Source organism: Klebsiella oxytoca (assembly GCF_009707385.1).
GTDB lineage: Bacteria > Pseudomonadota > Gammaproteobacteria > Enterobacterales > Enterobacteriaceae > Klebsiella > Klebsiella oxytoca_C.
This window is the reverse complement of record NZ_CP046115.1, coordinates 1,272,463-1,291,036: the sequence shown is the minus strand read 5'-3', so window position 1 is coordinate 1,291,036 and position 18,574 is coordinate 1,272,463. Positions and strand designations below refer to the sequence as shown.

Genomic DNA, 18,574 nt, shown 5'->3' with positions numbered 1-18,574 from the left:
GCGGAGTATACCACTATTGGACGCTTTTCACCTGGCATTGCGCGTTATTTGATTAACCGCGCGACTTCGTTACCATATTGATAGCCATCGAGACATAACAAGAGTCTATATTCACTATGCCAAAGAAAAATGAGGCCCCGGCCAGTTTTGAAACCGCCCTGGGCGAGCTGGAGCAGATTGTTAATCGTCTGGAAAGCGGCTCGCTGCCGTTAGAAGAAGCGCTCGGCGAATTTGAGCGCGGAATACAGCTGGCGCGCCAGGGGCAGGCAAAGCTGCAGCAGGCCGAACAGCGCGTCCAAATTCTGCTGGCGGATAGCGAAGACGCGCCGCTTACGCCTTTTACGCCGGACGCTGAATAAATGGACTTCCCGCAACAGCTACAATCGTGCGTTGAGCAGGCTAACGAAGCACTGCGCCGTTTTATCGAGCCGCAGCCCTTTCAGAACACTCCGCTGGTCGAAGCCATGCAGTATGGCGCATTATTAGGCGGTAAACGCCTGCGCCCTTTCCTGGTTTACGCGACGGGCGATATGTTCGGCGTCAGCCGGGCAACGCTGGACGCCCCTGCCGCCGCCGTCGAATGCATTCATGCTTATTCCCTGATGCACGACGATCTCCCGGCGATGGACGATGATGATTTACGCCGCGGACTGCCGACCTGCCATATTAAATTTGGCGAAGCAAACGCAATTCTTGCCGGAGATGCCCTACAAACGCTGGCGTTTTCTATACTCAGCGATGCGCCAATGGCAGAAGTACCGGATCGCGATCGTCTGGCGATGATTTCTGAGCTGGCGCAGGCCAGCGGTATCGCCGGTATGTGCGGCGGCCAGGCGCTGGATTTGGAGGCGGAAGGTCATCAGGTCGATCTGCAGGCGCTGGAGCGCATTCATCGCCATAAGACCGGAGCGCTGATTCGCGCAGCGGTACGCATGGGGGCGCTGAGCGCGGGTGAAGCCGGGCGCAGCGCGCTGCCGGTCCTCGATCGATACGCAGAAAATATCGGTCTTGCCTTCCAGGTGCAGGATGACATTCTCGACGTGGTAGGGGATACTGCCACACTTGGCAAACGTCAGGGAGCCGACCAGCAGTTGGGCAAAAGTACCTACCCCGCCCTTCTGGGACTTGAGCAAGCCCGGAAAAAGGCTCATGACCTGATTACCGATGCCCGCCAGTCGTTACGTGAGCTGGCCGCGCAATCTCTGGATACTACAGCACTGGAAGCGCTCGCGAATTATATAATTCAGCGTGATAAATAAACAATAAATGAGTCTCAGATGAGTTTTGATATTGCCAAATACCCGACCCTGGCGCTGGTGGACTCCACCCAGGAGTTGCGTTTGTTGCCGAAAGATAGCCTGCCGAAACTGTGCGACGAACTGCGGCGTTACCTGCTGGACAGCGTCAGCCGTTCCAGCGGGCATTTTGCCTCTGGCCTCGGCACGGTAGAACTGACCGTGGCGCTACACTACGTCTATAACACGCCGTTCGATAGACTAATCTGGGACGTCGGCCACCAGGCTTATCCGCATAAAATTCTGACCGGACGCCGCGACAAGATCGGCACCATCCGCCAGAAAGGCGGACTGCATCCCTTCCCGTGGCGCGGGGAAAGCGAGTATGACGTCCTGAGCGTCGGCCACTCGTCTACTTCTATCTCCGCCGGGATCGGTATCGCCATCGCCGCGGCGAAAGAAGACAAGCAGCGCCGCGCGGTCTGCGTGATTGGCGACGGAGCAATCACCGCCGGGATGGCGTTTGAAGCGATGAACCACGCTGGCGATATCAAACCTGACCTGCTGGTGGTGCTCAACGACAACGAAATGTCGATTTCCGAAAACGTCGGCGCTCTCAACAACCATCTGGCGCAGCTGCTTTCCGGCAAGCTCTACTCCACGCTGCGCGAAGGCGGCAAAAAGGTGTTCTCCGGGGTACCGCCGATTAAAGAGCTGCTCAAACGCACCGAGGAACACATCAAAGGGATGGTGGTTCCGGGGACGCTGTTTGAAGAGCTGGGCTTTAATTACATAGGGCCGGTGGACGGGCACGATGTAATCGGTCTGGTTAATACGCTGAAGAATATGCGCGACCTGAAAGGGCCGCAGTTTCTGCACATTATGACCAAAAAGGGCCGCGGCTATGAGCCGGCGGAAAAAGACCCGATTACCTTCCACGCGGTGCCTAAATTCGACCACACCAGCGGCGTCCTGCCGAAAAGCAGCGGCGGCCTGCCCACTTATTCTAAAATCTTCGGCGACTGGCTGTGCGAAACTGCGGCTAAAGATGACAAGCTGATGGCCATCACTCCGGCAATGCGCGAAGGTTCGGGGATGGTCGAGTTCTCAAAAAAATACCCTGACCAGTATTTTGACGTCGCCATCGCCGAGCAGCATGCGGTAACCTTCGCCGCCGGGCTGGCGATTGGCGGCTATAAGCCGGTGGTGGCGATTTATTCCACTTTCCTGCAGCGCGCCTACGACCAGGTGATTCACGATGTCGCCATCCAGAAGCTGCCGGTGCTGTTTGCTATCGACCGCGCGGGAATTGTCGGCGCCGATGGACAAACTCACCAGGGCGCGTTTGATATCTCGTTCCTGCGCTGCATCCCGGATATGGTCATCATGACGCCAAGCGACGAAAACGAATGCCGCCAGATGCTGTATACCGGCTATCACTATGGCGACGGCCCAAGCGCGGTGCGCTATCCGCGCGGCAGCGGAACCGGTGCCGTATATGAACCGTTGTCCTCGCTGCCTATCGGCAAAGGCGTGGTGAAGCGCGAAGGCGAGAAAATCGCAATCCTCAACTTTGGCACTCTGCTGCCGCAGGCTGCCAAAGTGGCGGAAAAGCTTAACGCCACTCTGGTGGATATGCGCTTTGCCAAACCGCTGGATGAGGCGCTGGTGCTACAGCTGGCTGCTGAACATGAGGTGCTGGTCACTCTGGAAGAAAACGCCATTATGGGCGGCGCTGGCAGCGGCGTGAATGAGCTGCTGATGTCGCGCCGTCGTGCGGTTCCGGTGCTGAATCTTGGTCTGCCTGATTTCTTTATCCCCCAGGGAACCCAGGAAGAAGTTCTTGCCGATCTCGGCCTCGACGCCGCCGGAATAGAAGCCAAAATCAACGCCTGGCTAGCATAATTCCGCTGACCGCTCCTGCTATGCTTAAGGGATACCCTTTATCCGTAGCAGGAGCGCACTATGCACTACATCCCTCTTGGCGATACCGATCTGCGCGTTTCCCGACTTTGCCTCGGCTGCATGACATTCGGCGAACCGGACCGCGGTAACCATGCCTGGACTTTACCGGAAGAGAGCAGCCGCCCGCTGATTAAATACGCCCTCGAAGGCGGCATTAATTTTTTCGACACCTCTAATAACTATTCAGACGGCAGCAGCGAAGAGATCCTCGGTCGCGCGCTGCGCGAATATGCCCGACGCGATTCGGTGATTGTCGCGACCAAGGTTTATCATCAGGTGGGCGATCTGCCGCAGGGACTGTCGCGGGCGCAGATCCTGCGTTCGATTGACGACAGCCTGCGCCGTCTCGGCATGGAGTATGTCGACCTGCTGCAGATCCATCGCTGGGATTACACCACGCCCATTGAAGAAACCCTCGAGGCGCTAAACGACGTGGTCAAGGCGGGAAAAGCCCGCTATATCGGCGCATCGTCGATGCATGCGCGCCAGTTCGCCCAGGCGCTGGCGTTACAGGAACACAATAACTGGGCCCGTTTTGTCACCATGCAGGATCACTACAATCTGATTTACCGTGAAGAAGAGAACGAGATGCTGCCCCTGTGCAGCCGCGAAGGCGTCGCGGTGATGCCGTGGAGCCCGCTGGCGCGCGGTCGCCTGACGCGCCCGTGGGGGGAAACCACCGCCCGTCTGGTATCAGACGAATTCGGTAAATCGCTCTACAATGCCATGGATGCAAATGATGAACTGATTGCGACAAACCTGGCCGAAGTGGCGGAAGAGCTTGATGCCAACCGCGCTCAGGTTGCGCTGGCCTGGCTGCTGAGCAAACCCGGCGTAGTCGCGCCGATAATCGGCGCTTCACGACAGGAGCAGCTGGATGAACTGCTGCATGCGGTCGATTTAACGCTTACGCCACAGCAGATTGAAAAGCTGGAGAAGCCATATAAACCTCACCCGATTGTGGGGTTTAAGTAACGCACTATTGCCCGTAAAGCCCCGGCTCGCGCTACGCTTAGCCGGGCTACAGGTTCACCAACATCTGCGAACGACGGGTTCACCGATGCCTCCGGAAAATGGTGCTACTCTGCCCCCGGGAAACGCTGGCTTGCGCGATCTCCTGGCGGTACACACCACTTTAGAAAAACCCAATCGGCCAGTGGTGGCCAATAACGTACAGCACCCCGGCGGAAATCACCCCGGCAACGATATCATCCACCATGATCCCCATCCCGCCATGAATATTACGGTCGAACCAGCGGATAGGCCACGGCTTCCACATATCAAAAATGCGAAAAATCACGAATCCGGCGGCAACCCACTGCCAGTCCATCGTCGGCAAAGCCATCAGGGTTATCCACATGCCGACGAACTCGTCCCAGACGATACTGCCGTGATCGTGGGTACCCATATCTTTCGCCGTACGGTGGCAAATATACACCCCGATGCAGATACTCATCATCACTACCAGCGAATAGAGCTGCCAGGGGAGTAAGGTCAACAGATACCAGAAAGGGATCGACGCCAGCGACCCCATCGTACCGGGGACGACGGGGCTAAGGCCGCTGCCGAATCCCGTCGCCAGCAGATGCCAGGGGTTACTCATCTTCAGGCGACTTTTCGCCACATCTCTACTACGCGCCAAAATGATCGTATCCCTTAAAATCGAATGTCACAGGCTTACCTTCACGGGTGAACTGCAGGCCTTCCGATTGCGGAACAATCTGGCCAATACAGGTAAAACGCGCGCCAAGATTAGCAAGCGCCACGTCCAGCGCCCCGCGATTGAGCTCAGGCACGGTAAAGCACAGCTCATAATCTTCGCCGCCGGAGAGCGCCCAGCGCAGCGCCTGTTCCGTCTCAACCTGGCGAAGCATCGCATCGGAGAAAGGCATTGCATCAAGATCGACGCGCGCGCCGCAGCCGCTGGCTTTGAGGATATGTCCAAGGTCGGAAATCAGACCGTCGGAAAGATCGATGGCGGAATTCGCCAGATCGCGCAGCGCCTGCCCCTGCAGAACCCGCGGCAACGGACGCAAATGGCGCGCCAGGAAATAATCCGCATCGGTGGCATCTGCCACCTGCAGCCGATCCTGCAAAATCGCCAGGCCGGCAGCGCTGTCGCCGGGGGTGCCGGTAACGTAAATCCAGTCGCCCGGCTTCGCTCCAGAACGCTTCAAACCGCGTCCAGTCGGTACAAAGCCGTGAATACCCAGCGTCATCGACAGCGGTCCGCGCGTGGTATCGCCGCCAATGAGCTGCATATCGTAATAGTTGAGCTGGACGAACAGGCTGTCGCTAAAGGCTTCGAGCCAGGCTTCGTCCGCCTCGGGCAGGGTCAGGGCCAGGGTTAACCACGCAGGCTCAGCGCCCATTGCCGCCAGGTCGCTCAGATTCACCGCCAGCGCTTTATAAGCGAGGTCGGCAGGGTCGATGTCGGGTAAAAAATGGTTTCCCGCCACCAGAGTGTCGGTGCTGATTGCCAGCGTTTTTTTCTCGGGGATGTTCAGAAGCGCGCAGTCGTCGCCAATGCCGGTTTCAACATCAAGACGAGCGCTTTTTACGCGATCAAAATAACGGGCAATCAGGGAAAATTCGCCGCATGCCATACGTTATGCCTCAGCAAAAGAAAAGAATAAGGCCGGCTTGCAGGAGTGAAACTCTGCAAAAACCGGCCCTGGAGTTTACTTTTTGTTGGGACGAATTACCGGGGCAGCTTTGTCCAGCACGCCGTTGACAAACTTGTGGCTATCTTCAGCGCCAAAGGTTTTAGCCAGTTCAATGGCTTCGTTAATCGCCACTTTGTACGGAACATCGCTACGCTTTGACAGCTCAAACAGCGCGATACGCAGCACCGCTTTTTCCACCTGACCCAGCTCGTCGAGCTGACGAGAAAGATAGGGCTTCATCAGGCCGTCAAGATACGCGCTGTTAGTCGCCACTCCGGACAGCAGTTCACGGAAATACAGAACGTCTACATCTTTCACATCCTGTTCCGCCAGGAACTGGTATTCAACATCAGCGATGTCGTTCTGGGACAACTGCCAGGAGTAAAGCGCCTGGACAGCACACTCACGGGCGCGGCGACGAGCAGCAGGTTTCACGGAATTCCCCTTACAAAATTCAGGCCTTGATGGCTTTCAATACGTTAATCATTTCCAGCGCGGTCAGCGCTGCTTCAGCGCCTTTGTTTCCGGCTTTAGTGCCGGCACGTTCGATGGCTTGTTCAATACTTTCTGTGGTCAGAACACCGAAGGCTACCGGGATTCCGCTGTCCTGAGCGACGTGCGCCAGGCCATTGCTTGCACCGCCAGCCACATATTCAAAGTGCGCAGTGCCGCCACGGATAACGGTACCCAGCGCAATCACCGCATCATATTTACCGGTTTTCGCCAGTGCATCAGCCGCCAGCGGCAGTTCATACGCGCCTGGAACCCAAACAACGGTAATGTTTTCATCTTTTACCTGACCAATACGCTTCAGGGCGTCAACCGCACCTTCCAGCAGGCTGTCATTGATAAAATTGTTGAAACGCGCAATGGTGATGGCGACGCGAGCGTCCGGGGTAGCAACGTTAGCTTCAATAATGTTCATACTCTTCCTTCGGGTTCGGTTCATTTGGCCCCGCAAGGGGGGCGGATTCTATCATAATTATCGGCGCACTGCTTTCCCTTTTAACCGGGGAAATCAAGCATTCACTAAATGCAGGCACAGATCCGGGCCTACATGACGTATCTCATTGAATTTGAAATGGGGTGCTTGCTCAAGTTTCTCAAGCCCGGGCAGCGCACATAATCCACGCGCATCGCTGCCTAACAGTTTAGGCGCAATATAGACGATAAGCTCGTCCACTAACCCGGCCTGCAGTAGCGCGCCAGCCAGGGTTGGCCCAGCTTCTACCCAGATACTATTAATTTGCTGTTTACCCAGCTGCATCATCAGTAAAACCAGATCCAGATGTCCTTTATGCTCCGGCACCAGCAGAGAGCGTACGCTCTCCGGCCACTGACGTTCATCTTCACGGGTGCGGGCAAACAGCGTTTCCCCCGCCTGCTGCACGATACGATGCTGCGGCGTGACGCGATTTTGACTATCGATGACGACACGTAAAGGCTGTCGCAGGTTTTCCTGCGAATACAGCGCCTGGGTTTCAGCGTTTAGCTCGTCCCAGCGCACGGTAAGCGCCGGATCGTCCGCCAGCACCGTCGCGCTGCTGGTAAGAATAGCGTGGCTTTGCGCCCGCAGACGCTGCACGTCGCGTCGCGCCTGCGCTGAAGTTATCCACTGGCTCTCGCCGCTAGCCATCGCCGTACGGCCATCCAGCGATGCGCCCATTTTAAGCTGAATATAGGGGAAACCGGTACGCATCCGCTTCAGAAAGCCTTTATTCAGCGCTTCGGCTTCGTTCATCATCAGTCCGTAGCTGACCTCGACGCCTTCCTGCTGTAAACGGTATAAACCTCGCCCGGCAACCTGCGGGTTTGGATCCTGCATTGCGGCAACGACGCGGGATACGCCCGCGTCAATCAGCGCTTCGCAGCACGGCGGCGTACGCCCGTGATGGCTACAGGGCTCCAGCGTCACGTATGCCGTCGCACCTTTGGCTTTTTTGCCAGCCATGCGCAGCGCGTGCACTTCCGCGTGCGGTTCGCCAGCGCGATAGTGAAAACCTTCGCCGACGATCTCGCCGTCTTTGACAATCACGCAGCCGACATTCGGGTTGGGATGAGTCGTAAAGCGTCCGCGCGCCGCCAGCTTAAGCGCTCGCGCCATGTACATTTCGTCCTGCATGTCTCAGTCCTGTAAGCGGGCGATCTCTTCGCCGAACTCTTTGATATCTTCGAAGCTGCGATAGACGGAAGCAAAGCGGATATAGGCCACTTTATCGAGCTTTTTCAGCTGCTCCATCACCAGATTGCCGATCATTTTGCTCGGCACTTCACGCTCGCCGGTCCCGCGCAGGTGGGTTTTAATGTGATTAACCGCCATTTCGACGTCATCCGAGCTCACAGGACGCTTCTCCAGCGCTTTCAGCATTCCGCTGCGCAGTTTGTCCTCATTGAAGGGCTCACGTACATCGTTGCTTTTCACTACCCGCGGCATCACCAGCTCCGCCACTTCAAACGTCGTAAAACGTTCATTACAGACCAGACACTGGCGGCGACGGCGCACCGAAGAGCCCTCGCCCACCAGACGAGAATCGATAACTTTGGTATCTACGGCGAAACAGAAAGGGCAATGCATAGCGCATCCTGACATGTAGTTAAACTAACGGATAGTTTACCGCGAAGTGACCCGACAACAAAGAAAGAGCTTTTGAGACAAAGGATCTATGGTGCGCTTAGCCGAACGATCTACCATTAAGCATCCTCTGTTAACGGAATCCCGACTATGACAAGACGTTATTTAAAACTGGCCATTGTGGGTAGCATTTTCACCCTCAGCGCCTGCGCGCAGCAAAGCGAAATCCGCCAGATGAATCAGAGCGTGAGCACTCTGAGCAAAGAGATGACCCAGCTTAATCAGCAAACGGTAAAAATCACCCAGCAAAACCTCCTGAATGCGAAATCAAGCAGCGGCGTTTACCTGCTGCCGGGAGCGAAAACGCCGGCCCGTCTGAAAAGCCAAATTGGTACCCTGCGTATGTCGTTGCTCAATATCTCCCCGGATGGCGACGGTACCCGTTTGACGCTACGCATTCAGGGAGAATCCAACGATCCGCTGCCGGCCTTTAGCGCAACCGTGGCCTCCGGGCAGATCAGCGGCACAACCGATAGCTATCAGGAAGTAAACGTGCAGAATCAGCTCATTAGCGCACCGGCAAGCGTTCTGGCGCCGAGCGATGTCGATATTCCGCTGCGCCTGAATGGCGTTACGCCCGAGCAGGTTGGTTTTATCCGCATTCATGATATCCAGCCCGCACAGATGCAATAATCTCCCCAGCCGGATGCCCTGAACATCCGGCTTTACCTGCCCGGTTTATCTCTCTCACGCAAATCCACTTACAGATTTCCCATTCAGTTCACTAAAAATTGACAGCATTTATGAATTTCAGTGGCATTCTGTCAGGAAATGCATAAAATCGTGAACGCAATCGATTACGCAAATGTTCGTTATGTGAAACAACACATATTTTTGTGAGCAATGATTCCTATAATAGACGCCACAGAAATACGAAATATTTAGAAACGCTCCGGCAATTCTTTTAACGCCTTCAGGCTTAATTTTAAACAGTGGCATCATTATGAAAAAAACATTACTGGCAGCCGGCGCAGCTCTGGCGCTCTCCGCATCTTTCTCTGTCAGCGCGGCAGAAAACGACAAACCGCAATATCTGTCTGATTGGTGGCACCAGAGTGTGAACGTGGTGGGCAGCTACCACACTCGTTTTGGGCCGCAGATCCGTAACGATACCTATCTGGAATACGAAGCGTTCGCCAAAAAAGACTGGTTTGATTTCTATGGTTATATGGATGCGCCGGTATTCTTCGGCGGTAACACCGACGCGAAAGGTATCTGGAACCACGGTTCTCCGCTGTTTATGGAAATTGAGCCGCGTTTCTCTATCGACAAACTGACCGGAACCGACCTCAGCTTCGGCCCGTTCAAAGAGTGGTATTTCGCCAATAACTACATCTACGATATGGGCCGCAACAAGTCCGGCCGCCAGAGCACCTGGTATATGGGTCTGGGTACGGATATCGATACCGGCCTGCCGATGAGCCTCTCACTGAACGTTTATGCTAAATATCAGTGGCAAAACTATGGCGCCTCCAACGAGAACGAGTGGGATGGCTACCGCTTCAAAGTGAAATACTTTGTCCCACTGACCGACCTGTGGGGCGGCTCGCTGAGCTATATCGGCTTCACCAACTTTGACTGGGGTTCCGATCTGGGCGATGACAACTTCTACGATCTGAACGGCAAGCATGCTCGTACCAGCAACTCCATTGCTTCCAGCCACATCCTGGCGCTGAACTACGCGCACTGGCACTACTCCATCGTGGCGCGTTACTTCCATAACGGCGGCCAGTGGGCGGATGACGCTAAGCTGAACTTCGGCGATGGCGATTTTAACGTCCGTTCTACCGGCTGGGGTGGTTACTTCGTGGTCGGCTACAACTTCTAAACTGCTCTGATTTTCCCCGGCGGATGCGCCGGGGATACCTCATCATTAACGCTCTTCGCATTTCACCTTTCGCAAAAAATCGCTCAATGAACGGTCGGCTCTTTCACTGAAATGGCGCCCGGTCGCGGCAATATCCAGACAACGGTCGAGACGAAAACAGCGATAATCTTCCCGCAATTCGCACCAGGTCACCAGCAGCCAGCGCTCTCCCCAGAAAAAAAGCCCCAGCGGCAGCACTTCACGCTGCGACACGTTTCCCGCCTCATCACGATAGTGCAGCGCCAGCGCCTGCTGGGCGGAGACGGCCCGATGCACTAAATCAAAGCGATCTTTGCTATAGCCCTGAGAGCCGAAGTCCGGTGCGAACAGGCGCGACTGCTCCGCTTTGCGTCGGCTCTCGGCGGGCAGGATAGCCAGCACTTTTTCCTGGGCAGACTCCAGCGCCAGAGACAACGAGGCGCCGCCCCAGGTCTGTAGCAGCCGAATAGCGGCCACCAGCGCTTCCGATTCCTGGGTTGTCAGCATCAGGGGCGGCAGATCATAGCCCGCCAGCAGCCGGTAGCCGCTTCCGGCCTCGCCCTCAACCGGAACGCCAGAGAGCGAGAGGTCGCGAATGTCGCGGTAGATCGTCCGCTCCGATACCCCGAGCCGCTCGGCCAGCAGCCCGGCGGTGGTTAATCTTCTCCCCCGCAGGATCTGGACGATTTGAAAAAGGCGGTCGGCGCGTCGGCTCATTTTTGTTATCTCATTTATGCGGGTTGATGCAAACCAATCCGATTCCCCTCACTATCGATAAACAGGGCAATCGTGCCGATATCGTCCGCCAGAGCAAAGGGGCCAAAAACGCAGCTTCCGCCCGCAGAGTTGACGCGTTCTAGCGTGGCCGTCAGATTGTCGGTATGCAGATAGATAATGCATCCCTGATCGGAGGGGTTAACGCTATCAAACTTTGCCAGCGCGCCGCCGGGAGCCGGGTCCTGATAAGGAAATACAGCCATTTCGGCACACTCCATATTTTCCCGTTTCAGCGTGACCTGCATCACCGGCTCGTAAAACGCCACGGCACGATCCATATCCGCAACCGGAATCTCAAACCAGTTAATAACGTTGTTCATACATCCTCCTGTCCATTGTTTGGGTTCAGGAGGAGTGTATGACAGGCCTACTGACAGCATTATGTCAGCATGGTGCGCAGACCAGCGCGCGCTCCGGGCTAAGCAGCCACGGACGCAGGTAGCCGACGATACTGGAGAAAGGCAGTACCTCTTCAGGAAGCGTAATACCAAGCCGTTCGCTGATATACGAGCGTCGGGTAACAATGCGCTGCCAGAGTTCGGGATAGCTTTGCGCCAGCTCCTGACGTAACGCGCTATCGGCAAGCGCCACGGTATCTTCGATGCTTGCGCCGCCGTAGCCCGATCGGGAAGGAATAATGTCGATTTGCAGTATCATCCCGCTCTGCAGACAGGCGGCTGAGTCAGGGCCAATGGGCGAACAGAGCCACTCCTCATCCGCCACCAGGTGTCCTGGATTAAGATGCCAGTGATAATCCGCCTTCGGCAACACTTGCTCAATCAGCGCATACATATCGCCGCCGCGCGTACCGATGCGCAGATTTTCCAGCCAGTTAACCACGGCGTTAAAATAGGGTTTCGCCACCACTTCAAGATAATCAGCTACCTCGGGCGCCAGTTCGCTTTCGTCGGCCACCACGTAGGCGGCGCGGCTGCTCAGACCGCCTTTGAAGCTGGTGGTCAACGAGAATTTATCTCCGCGCCGGATAACCTTATCGCCCGGATAAAGCCCGGCATTGGCAAAGCGATCGCCGGTGGCGGCAATCATCACCACGCTATTTGGCTGGCCTTCCGCCGCCAGCAGCGCGCCGATTTGCTTTTCCGTTTTACCCGGCGCAATAGCGTTCAGCGCGGTCAGAATGGCGGTTGAGGCCAGATTAGCGCCGTACTCATAGTGCGCCAGCTCATTGGCATTGTTGGTGACTCGCGCCCCGTCTGCCGGGTCGATAAAAATACCGGTGGCATTAGTCATCTTCGCCTGGGGCCCTGCGGCCTGGCGAATGGCGTCCACAATAAAAGCAGGGAGATCGAACATGTGCGAACGGTCGTCAGCCGCGCCGGTAAAGAGCTTCCAGCCAGCCAGGCCAATGCTTTTCCCCGCCGCTACGCCTGCTTCCTGAAGCAGCTGAGCCAGCGTTTTGCTGGTTTCCATCGGCTGATTAGGCAACGAAAACCACGGCGCGTGAATCACCCTGTTTTCCAGCCGGGCATAGCCTGCCAGCTTGAGGTTCTCGTTACCCAGTACCAGCACCGCCTCGCCGTCCCGATGCAGCACCAGCAGGGCCTCTTCAAAACGGGGAATAAAGCCGGTGAGATACTCAAAATTACCGCCATGTTCTTTATCGGCATAGACGATAAGGGTGTCTAAGCCCTGCTGATGCATATTCGCCAGCACTTTCGCCTTGCGCCGACGCAGAGTGTCGTCGTTAAGCGTAACGGAAGGCACATCGTGCCAGAGAGGGGGTTGAGCAACGGTGGAAAGAGTTACGACAGCCATCGGGCATTTCTCCATGTCATTTAACGCTGATACTGGAGAGTAACCAAAATCCGCCCGGCTGTAATAAAAAAAATCCCGGCCTTGCGACCGGGATTCGTTTATCAACATGCTATTGTCTTACGGCAGAATTGACGGCTGATCCGCCCCTTCTTTCTCAACTTTCTGCTGCAGCATATGCTCACGCTTCATGCCCAGCTTCAGCGCCAGCGCGGAGGCGACGTAGATAGAAGAAGCCGTACCGATAGAAACACCGATAAGCATGGTCAGCGAGAAGCCAGCCAGAATCGGGCCGCCGAAGAGATACAGCATCAGGATAACCATCAAGGTTGTCCCGGAGGTGATCAAGGTACGGTGCAGCGTCTGCGTCAACGACACGTTAAAGATTTCATACGGCGTACCGCGGCGAATCTTACGGAAGTTTTCACGAATACGGTCAGATACCACGATACTGTCGTTCAGCGAGTAGCCGATAACCGACATCAACGAGGCCACGATGGTCAGGTCAATCTCGATATGCAGTAGCGACAGCACGCCCATGGTGATCACCACGTCGTGCGCCAGGGCGATAACCACCCCAGCAGCAAGACGCCACTCAAAGCGAATACCAACGTAGATCAGGATACACACCAGCGCGGCGATCAGCGCCAGCGCACCGGTTTGCGCAAGATCGGCACCGACGCTCGGCCCGACAAACTCAATGCGCTTGACCGTCGCGCTCTGGCTGGTCGATTCGTTAATTACGCTAACGACTTTACTACCCAGCTCCTGGCTGCCGTTGACGTCATGCACAGGCGGCATACGCACCATGATGTCGCGGCTGCTGCCGAAGTTTTGCAGCTGCGGCTCTTCAAAGCCCGCCTTCTGCAGCGACTGACGCACCTGGTCCATATCGACAGGTTTTTCGAGGGTGATCTCAATCACCGTTCCGCCAGTGAAATCCAGACCCCAGTTAAACCCGCGTACGCCAATAATAATAATGGACAGAATCAGCAAAAAACCTGAAATGCCGAAGGCCCAGTAGTCCCAGCGCATAAAGTCCCAGACTTTACGGCCGTGGTTCAATTGTTCAACAGTATATTCCTGTGCCACAACGCACTCCTCAGATAGACAGCTTTTTAACGCGCTTGCCGCCGTACAGCAGGTTCACGATGGCACGGGTGCCGACGATAGCGGTAAACATTGAGGTCGCGATACCGATACCGGTAGTAATCGCAAACCCTTTAATGGCACCGGTACCGACCGCGTACAGGATAATCACTTTGATAAGCGTCGTAATGTTGGCATCAAAGATGGAGCTGAACGCGCCGGCGTAGCCTTCGTGGATAGCCTGCTGCACGGAACGGCCGTTGCTCAGCTCTTCTTTAATACGTTCGTTAATCAGAACGTTCGCATCAACCGCTACCGCAAGGGTTAACACGATACCCGCAATCCCCGGCATGGTCAGCGTCGCCCCAGGAATCAGGGACATGATGCCGACGATCAGCACCAGGTTAGCAATCAGCGCAGAGGTCGCAATCAGGCCGAACTTCTTATAGAAGAAGATCATAAACAGGATAGAGACCACCAGACCGGCCAGACACGCTTCCAGACCCTGCTGGATATTCTGCATACCCAGAGTTGGACCAATGGTACGTTCTTCAACAATCTGAATCGGCGCAATCAGCGCACCCGCACGCAGCAGCAGAGAGAGCTGACGCGCTTCGGTCGCGTTGCTGATACCGGTAATACGGAAGCTATTACCCAGACGAGACTGGATATTGGCGATGTTAATCACCTCTTCCTCTTTCGCCAGAATCGCACGGCCGTTGGCATCTTTCTTACCGCTGTCTTTGTACTCCACGAACAGGGTCGCCATCGGTTTACCGATGTTGTCCTTGGTGAAGTTAGACATGATATTGCCACCAGCGCTATCCAGGGAGATGTTAACCTGCGCCTGGTTGTACTCATCCATGCTCGACGTCGAGTCGGTGATGTGGTCACCGGTGAGGATAACGCGCTTGTAGAGCACTACCGGCTGGCCTTCACGGGTAAATTTCACTTCTGAATCGCCCGGAACGCGGCCGGAAGCCGCAGCGGAGCTATCAACGTTAGTGTTAACCAGACGGAATTCCAGCGTCGCGGTCGCGCCAAGAATCTCTTTCGCACGCGCGGTATCCTGAATACCCGGCAGCTCGACCACAATACGGTCGGCACCCTGACGCTGAACCAGAGGTTCGGCTACGCCCAGCTGGTTTACACGGTTACGCAGGATATTGATGTTCTGCTGAACGGCATATTCGCGGGCTTCTTTCAGACGCTCATCGGTCATCACGGCTTTCAGGCCGGTGCTGCCCTGAGTGGAAATAACCAGATCGCGGTGACGTGGGCTGAGGTAAGCAATCGCCTGGTCGCGCGCGCCGCTATCGCGGAAGGCGATGCTCAGGCCATAGTTATCTTCTTTGCGCACGGTCGCATAAGGAATGCCTTTATCACGCAGCTCGCTGCGCAGGCTATCGATGTTTTGTTCCTGCAGCTTGCCCAGAGCGGTGTCCATGTCAACTTCCATCAGGAAGTGCACGCCGCCGCGCAGGTCAAGACCCAGCTTCATCGGCTCGGCGTAAAGGGCCGCCAGCCAGCGTGGGGTTGCCGGAGCAAGGTTAAGCGCCACGACGTATTTGTCACCCAGCACGCTAACCAGCGCTTCACGCGCGCGCAGCTGGATATCGGTGGTGTCGAAGCGCGCAAGAATTGCGCCCTCTTCCAGTGCCACAGACTTCGCGGTTATTTTTTCTTCTTGTAGTGTTTTCTGGACCTGGATCAGCGTTTGCTCACTGGCGGCGACTCCGCGCGCGCCAGTGATTTGAACAGCCGGATCCTCACCATACAGGTTGGGAAGCGCATACACCAGGCCGACGACGATAACGACGACCAGCATGATGTACTTCCACAAAGGATAACGGTTTAACACGGCAGTTCCCTTAGGGAAAATGGGTAATTACAGCGCCTTCATGGTGCCTTTCGGCAGAACGGCAGCTACGAAGTCACGTTTGATAACCACTTCAGTGGTATCGTTCAGCGCGATAGCGATATATCCGGTTTCCGCAACTTTAGTGACGCGCCCAACCAGACCACCGTTGGTCAGAACTTCGTCGCCTTTGGCAATGGAGTTCATCAGGTTTTTATGTTCCTTGGTGCGTTTCTGCTGTGGGCGCAGGATCATGAAGTAAAAAATCAGACCAAACACCACCAGCATCAGGATCAGAGACATCGGGCTGCCCTGCGCCGCGCCACCGGTTGCTGCTACCGCATCAGAAATAAAAAAGCTCATTGAAATTCCCTCATTATTAAAATTAGTCAACGTTCAAAGGTGGAACGGTTCGACCCTGACGTTGGTAAAAATCGGCCACGAAGCTCTCTAATTTACCCTCTTCGATAGCCTTGCGTAAACCAGCCATTAAGCGCTGATAATAACGCAGGTTATGAATGGTATTGAGGCGCGCGCCCAATATTTCGTTGCAACGGTCGAGATGATGCAAGTAAGCGCGTGAATAGTTGCGACACGTGTAGCAATCGCACTCCGCATCCAGCGGCGAAGTGTCGCTCTTGTGCTTCGCGTTGCGGATTTTCACCACGCCATCGGTGACGAACAGGTGGCCGTTACGCGCGTTGCGCGTTGGCATGACGCAGTCGAACATATCAATTCCGCGGCGCACCCCTTCAACCAGGTCTTCCGGCTTACCGACGCCCATCAGGTATCGCGGTTTGTCGGCCGGGATCTGCGGGCAGACGTGCTCCAGAATACGGTGCATATCTTCCTTCGGCTCACCAACAGCCAAACCGCCGACAGCGTAGCCATCAAAGCCAATCTCTACCAGACCTTTAACAGAGATATCACGTAAATCTTCGTAAACGCTGCCCTGAATAATACCAAACAGCGCGTTTTTATTGCCCAGACCGTCAAAACGATCGCGGCTGCGCTTCGCCCAGCGTAGAGACATTTCCATCGAGCGCTTAGCGTAATCCCAGTCCGCCGGGTATGGCGTACATTCGTCGAAGATCATCACGATGTCAGAACCGAGATCGTACTGAATCTCCATTGATTTTTCCGGATCGAGGAAAATCGGATCGCCGTTGATCGGATTACGGAAATGCACGCCCTGCTCGGTGATCTTGCGAATATCGCCCAGGCTGAAGACCTGGAAACCGCCGGAATCAGTGAGGATCGGCCCTTTCCACTGCATAAAGTCGTGCAGGTCGCCGTGCAGCTTCATGATCTCCTGACCCGGACGCAGCCACAGGTGGAAAGTATTGCCGAGAATGATTTGCGCACCGGTCGCTTCAACTTCCTCCGGCGTCATCCCTTTTACGGTGCCGTAGGTGCCAACCGGCATAAAGGCGGGCGTTTCAACCACGCCGCGCTCAAACACAAGACGGCCGCGACGAGCGCGACCATCGGTGGTATCTAACTCAAATTTCATCATCACTCCTGCGTCAGAAAAACAGTCTGACGTTTAACAACTCGCTACGGAATGATTCCATAGCTAATAAATTCCCTGGGGCGTCACGGCGGCTGGTGAGATAGCCTTCTTACGGACGCTCAGAAATAGCCTGCGGATTGTACGTGATAAACATTGCATCCCCGTAGCTAAAAAAGCGATATTTTTGCTCTACCGCAGCCTTATAGGCGTTCATCGTGTGCTGATAGCCGGCAAACGCCGAAACCAGCATAATCAGCGTTGATTCAGGCAGATGGAAGTTAGTTACCAGCGCATCTATCACTTTGTACTGATAGCCGGGATAGATAAAAATCTGCGTATCATCGAAGAAAGGCTCAATCAGCTCTTTTTTCGCCGCCTGCGCCGCGCTTTCCAGCGAACGCACCGACGTGGTTCCGACGGCAATCACCCGATTGCCGCGCGCTTTCGCCGCCAGCACCGCGTCAACCACTTCCTGTGGCACTTCCGCATATTCAGAGTGCATGATGTGGTCTTCAATACTGTCTACGCGTACCGGCTGGAAGGTTCCTGCCCCGACGTGCAGCGTGACGAAGGCCATCTCGACGCCTTTTTCACGCAGCTTCGCCAGCAGCGGCTCGTCAAAATGCAGACCGGCGGTTGGCGCGGCGACGGCGCCCGGCTTTTCGCTATACACGGTCTGGTACAGCTCACGGTCAGCATCTTCGTCCGGGCGGTCAATGTACGGCGGCAGCGGCATATGGCCGATAGCGTTGAGAATATCCAGCACGCTGCGCGCGTCGTCGAACTCAACTTCAAATAGCACATCGCGACGCGCGACCATGGTCGCTTTAATACTTTCATCGTCGCCGAGCAGCAGCTCAGCGCCGGGCTTTGGCGCTTTAGAAGCGCGGATATGTGCCAGAATACGTTTATCATCGAGCATGCGCTCAACCAGCACTTCAATCTTGCCGCCGCTGGCTTTACGGCCAAACAGGCGGGCCGGGATCACGCGGGTATTGTTAAAGACCAGCAAATCTCCAGGGTTGAGCTTATCGAGCAGATCGGTGAAAGTACCGTGCGTCAGCGCGCCCGTCGGCCCATCCAGCGACAGCAAGCGGCAGCTACTGCGCTCCGGCATAGGATAGTGGGCAATCAGGGACTCGGGTAATTCAAAGGAAAAATCGGCAACGCGCATGACGGTAACTCAGACTTAATAAAGAGGCGGGTAGTCTAGTGCCGGC

At 55.6% G+C, this 18,574-nt stretch carries 20 protein-coding genes; 6 read left to right on the top strand and 14 right to left on the bottom strand.

Going from position 1 to position 18,574, the window contains the following annotated elements; genetic code table 11:
• Nucleotides 1–116 precede the first annotated feature (116 nt).
• Genes xseB through GJ746_RS05990 form a run of 4 tightly spaced genes read left to right on the top strand, consistent with a single transcriptional unit; the run spans nt 117 to nt 4,175 of the window.
• A complete protein-coding gene (xseB, locus tag GJ746_RS06005; RefSeq protein ID WP_004099468.1) occupies nt 117–359 on the top strand; it encodes an exodeoxyribonuclease VII small subunit in 243 nt (80 codons plus the stop codon).
• Nucleotides 360–1,259, top strand: a complete 900-nt coding sequence (ispA, locus tag GJ746_RS06000; protein ID WP_154679367.1) for a (2E,6E)-farnesyl diphosphate synthase — start codon at nt 360–362, stop codon at nt 1,257–1,259.
• Between the two features lie 18 nt (nt 1,260–1,277).
• Nucleotides 1,278–3,140 carry a 1-deoxy-D-xylulose-5-phosphate synthase gene (gene dxs, locus GJ746_RS05995; RefSeq protein WP_154679366.1) on the top strand — a complete coding sequence of 621 codons (1,863 nt, stop codon included), beginning with the start codon at nt 1,278–1,280 and terminating at the stop codon, nt 3,138–3,140.
• 60 nt (nt 3,141–3,200) lie between these two features.
• Complete coding sequence (locus tag GJ746_RS05990; protein WP_154679365.1) at nt 3,201–4,175, top strand: aldo/keto reductase; 975 nt, start codon at nt 3,201–3,203, stop codon at nt 4,173–4,175.
• Nucleotides 4,176–4,335: 160 nt separating this feature from the next.
• On the opposite strand, the gene pgpA is transcribed toward GJ746_RS05990, so the two are convergent.
• From pgpA to nrdR, 6 genes are all read right to left on the bottom strand, one after another.
• Entirely contained in the window at nt 4,336–4,842 is a 507-nt protein-coding gene (gene pgpA / locus GJ746_RS05985; protein ID WP_154679364.1) for a phosphatidylglycerophosphatase A, read from the bottom strand.
• Complete coding sequence (gene thiL / locus GJ746_RS05980; protein ID WP_154679363.1) at nt 4,832–5,806, bottom strand: thiamine-phosphate kinase; 975 nt, start codon at nt 5,804–5,806, stop codon at nt 4,832–4,834. The genes pgpA and thiL overlap by 11 nt, the downstream gene beginning before the upstream one ends.
• Nucleotides 5,807–5,881: 75 nt before the next feature.
• Nucleotides 5,882–6,301 carry a transcription antitermination factor NusB gene (gene nusB, locus GJ746_RS05975; protein WP_154679362.1) on the bottom strand — a complete coding sequence of 140 codons (420 nt, stop codon included), beginning with the start codon at nt 6,299–6,301 and terminating at the stop codon, nt 5,882–5,884.
• 19 nt (nt 6,302–6,320) lie between these two features.
• Complete coding sequence (gene ribE / locus GJ746_RS05970; protein ID WP_154679361.1) at nt 6,321–6,791, bottom strand: 6,7-dimethyl-8-ribityllumazine synthase; 471 nt, start codon at nt 6,789–6,791, stop codon at nt 6,321–6,323.
• 93 nt (nt 6,792–6,884) lie between these two features.
• Nucleotides 6,885–7,988 (bottom strand): bifunctional diaminohydroxyphosphoribosylaminopyrimidine deaminase/5-amino-6-(5-phosphoribosylamino)uracil reductase RibD, encoded by a 1,104-nt coding sequence (gene ribD, locus GJ746_RS05965; RefSeq protein ID WP_154679360.1) that lies wholly within the window; start codon nt 7,986–7,988, stop codon nt 6,885–6,887.
• 3 nt (nt 7,989–7,991) lie between these two features.
• The gene (gene nrdR / locus GJ746_RS05960; RefSeq protein WP_014228162.1) at nt 7,992–8,441 is read right to left on the bottom strand and encodes a transcriptional regulator NrdR; all 450 of its coding nucleotides are present in this window, start codon (nt 8,439–8,441) and stop codon (nt 7,992–7,994) included.
• 147 nt (nt 8,442–8,588) lie between these two features.
• Here nrdR and GJ746_RS05955 point away from each other — a divergent pair, with 147 nt between their 5' ends.
• Nucleotides 8,589–9,131: a DUF3251 domain-containing protein gene (locus GJ746_RS05955; RefSeq protein WP_154679359.1), complete on the top strand. Its 543-nt coding sequence runs from the start codon at nt 8,589–8,591 to the stop codon at nt 9,129–9,131.
• A gap of 310 nt (nt 9,132–9,441) precedes the next feature.
• Nucleotides 9,442–10,326 carry a nucleoside-specific channel-forming protein Tsx gene (locus tag GJ746_RS05950; protein ID WP_154679358.1) on the top strand — a complete coding sequence of 295 codons (885 nt, stop codon included), beginning with the start codon at nt 9,442–9,444 and terminating at the stop codon, nt 10,324–10,326.
• A 45-nt stretch (nt 10,327–10,371) separates the two neighbouring features.
• On the opposite strand, the gene GJ746_RS05945 is transcribed toward GJ746_RS05950, so the two are convergent.
• From GJ746_RS05945 to queA, 8 genes are all read right to left on the bottom strand, one after another.
• Complete coding sequence (locus tag GJ746_RS05945) at nt 10,372–11,061, bottom strand: helix-turn-helix transcriptional regulator (protein WP_154679357.1); 690 nt, start codon at nt 11,059–11,061, stop codon at nt 10,372–10,374.
• Nucleotides 11,062–11,075: 14 nt separating this feature from the next.
• Nucleotides 11,076–11,441, bottom strand: coding sequence for a VOC family protein (locus GJ746_RS05940; RefSeq protein ID WP_154679356.1), 366 nt, complete (start codon nt 11,439–11,441; stop codon nt 11,076–11,078).
• A 64-nt stretch (nt 11,442–11,505) separates the two neighbouring features.
• Nucleotides 11,506–12,897, bottom strand: coding sequence for a M24 family metallopeptidase (locus tag GJ746_RS05935; protein WP_154679355.1), 1,392 nt, complete (start codon nt 12,895–12,897; stop codon nt 11,506–11,508).
• A 117-nt stretch (nt 12,898–13,014) separates the two neighbouring features.
• Nucleotides 13,015–13,986: a protein translocase subunit SecF gene (gene secF, locus GJ746_RS05930; RefSeq protein WP_154679354.1), complete on the bottom strand. Its 972-nt coding sequence runs from the start codon at nt 13,984–13,986 to the stop codon at nt 13,015–13,017.
• 10 nt (nt 13,987–13,996) lie between these two features.
• A complete protein-coding gene (gene secD / locus GJ746_RS05925) occupies nt 13,997–15,844 on the bottom strand; it encodes a protein translocase subunit SecD (RefSeq protein ID WP_154679353.1) in 1,848 nt (615 codons plus the stop codon).
• Between the two features lie 27 nt (nt 15,845–15,871).
• The gene (yajC, locus tag GJ746_RS05920) at nt 15,872–16,204 is read right to left on the bottom strand and encodes a preprotein translocase subunit YajC (RefSeq protein WP_154679352.1); all 333 of its coding nucleotides are present in this window, start codon (nt 16,202–16,204) and stop codon (nt 15,872–15,874) included.
• A 22-nt stretch (nt 16,205–16,226) separates the two neighbouring features.
• Nucleotides 16,227–17,354 carry a tRNA guanosine(34) transglycosylase Tgt gene (gene tgt / locus GJ746_RS05915; RefSeq protein ID WP_154679351.1) on the bottom strand — a complete coding sequence of 376 codons (1,128 nt, stop codon included), beginning with the start codon at nt 17,352–17,354 and terminating at the stop codon, nt 16,227–16,229.
• 109 nt (nt 17,355–17,463) lie between these two features.
• Nucleotides 17,464–18,528: a tRNA preQ1(34) S-adenosylmethionine ribosyltransferase-isomerase QueA gene (gene queA, locus GJ746_RS05910; RefSeq protein ID WP_154679350.1), complete on the bottom strand. Its 1,065-nt coding sequence runs from the start codon at nt 18,526–18,528 to the stop codon at nt 17,464–17,466.
• Between the last annotated feature and the right edge of the window lie 46 nt (nt 18,529–18,574).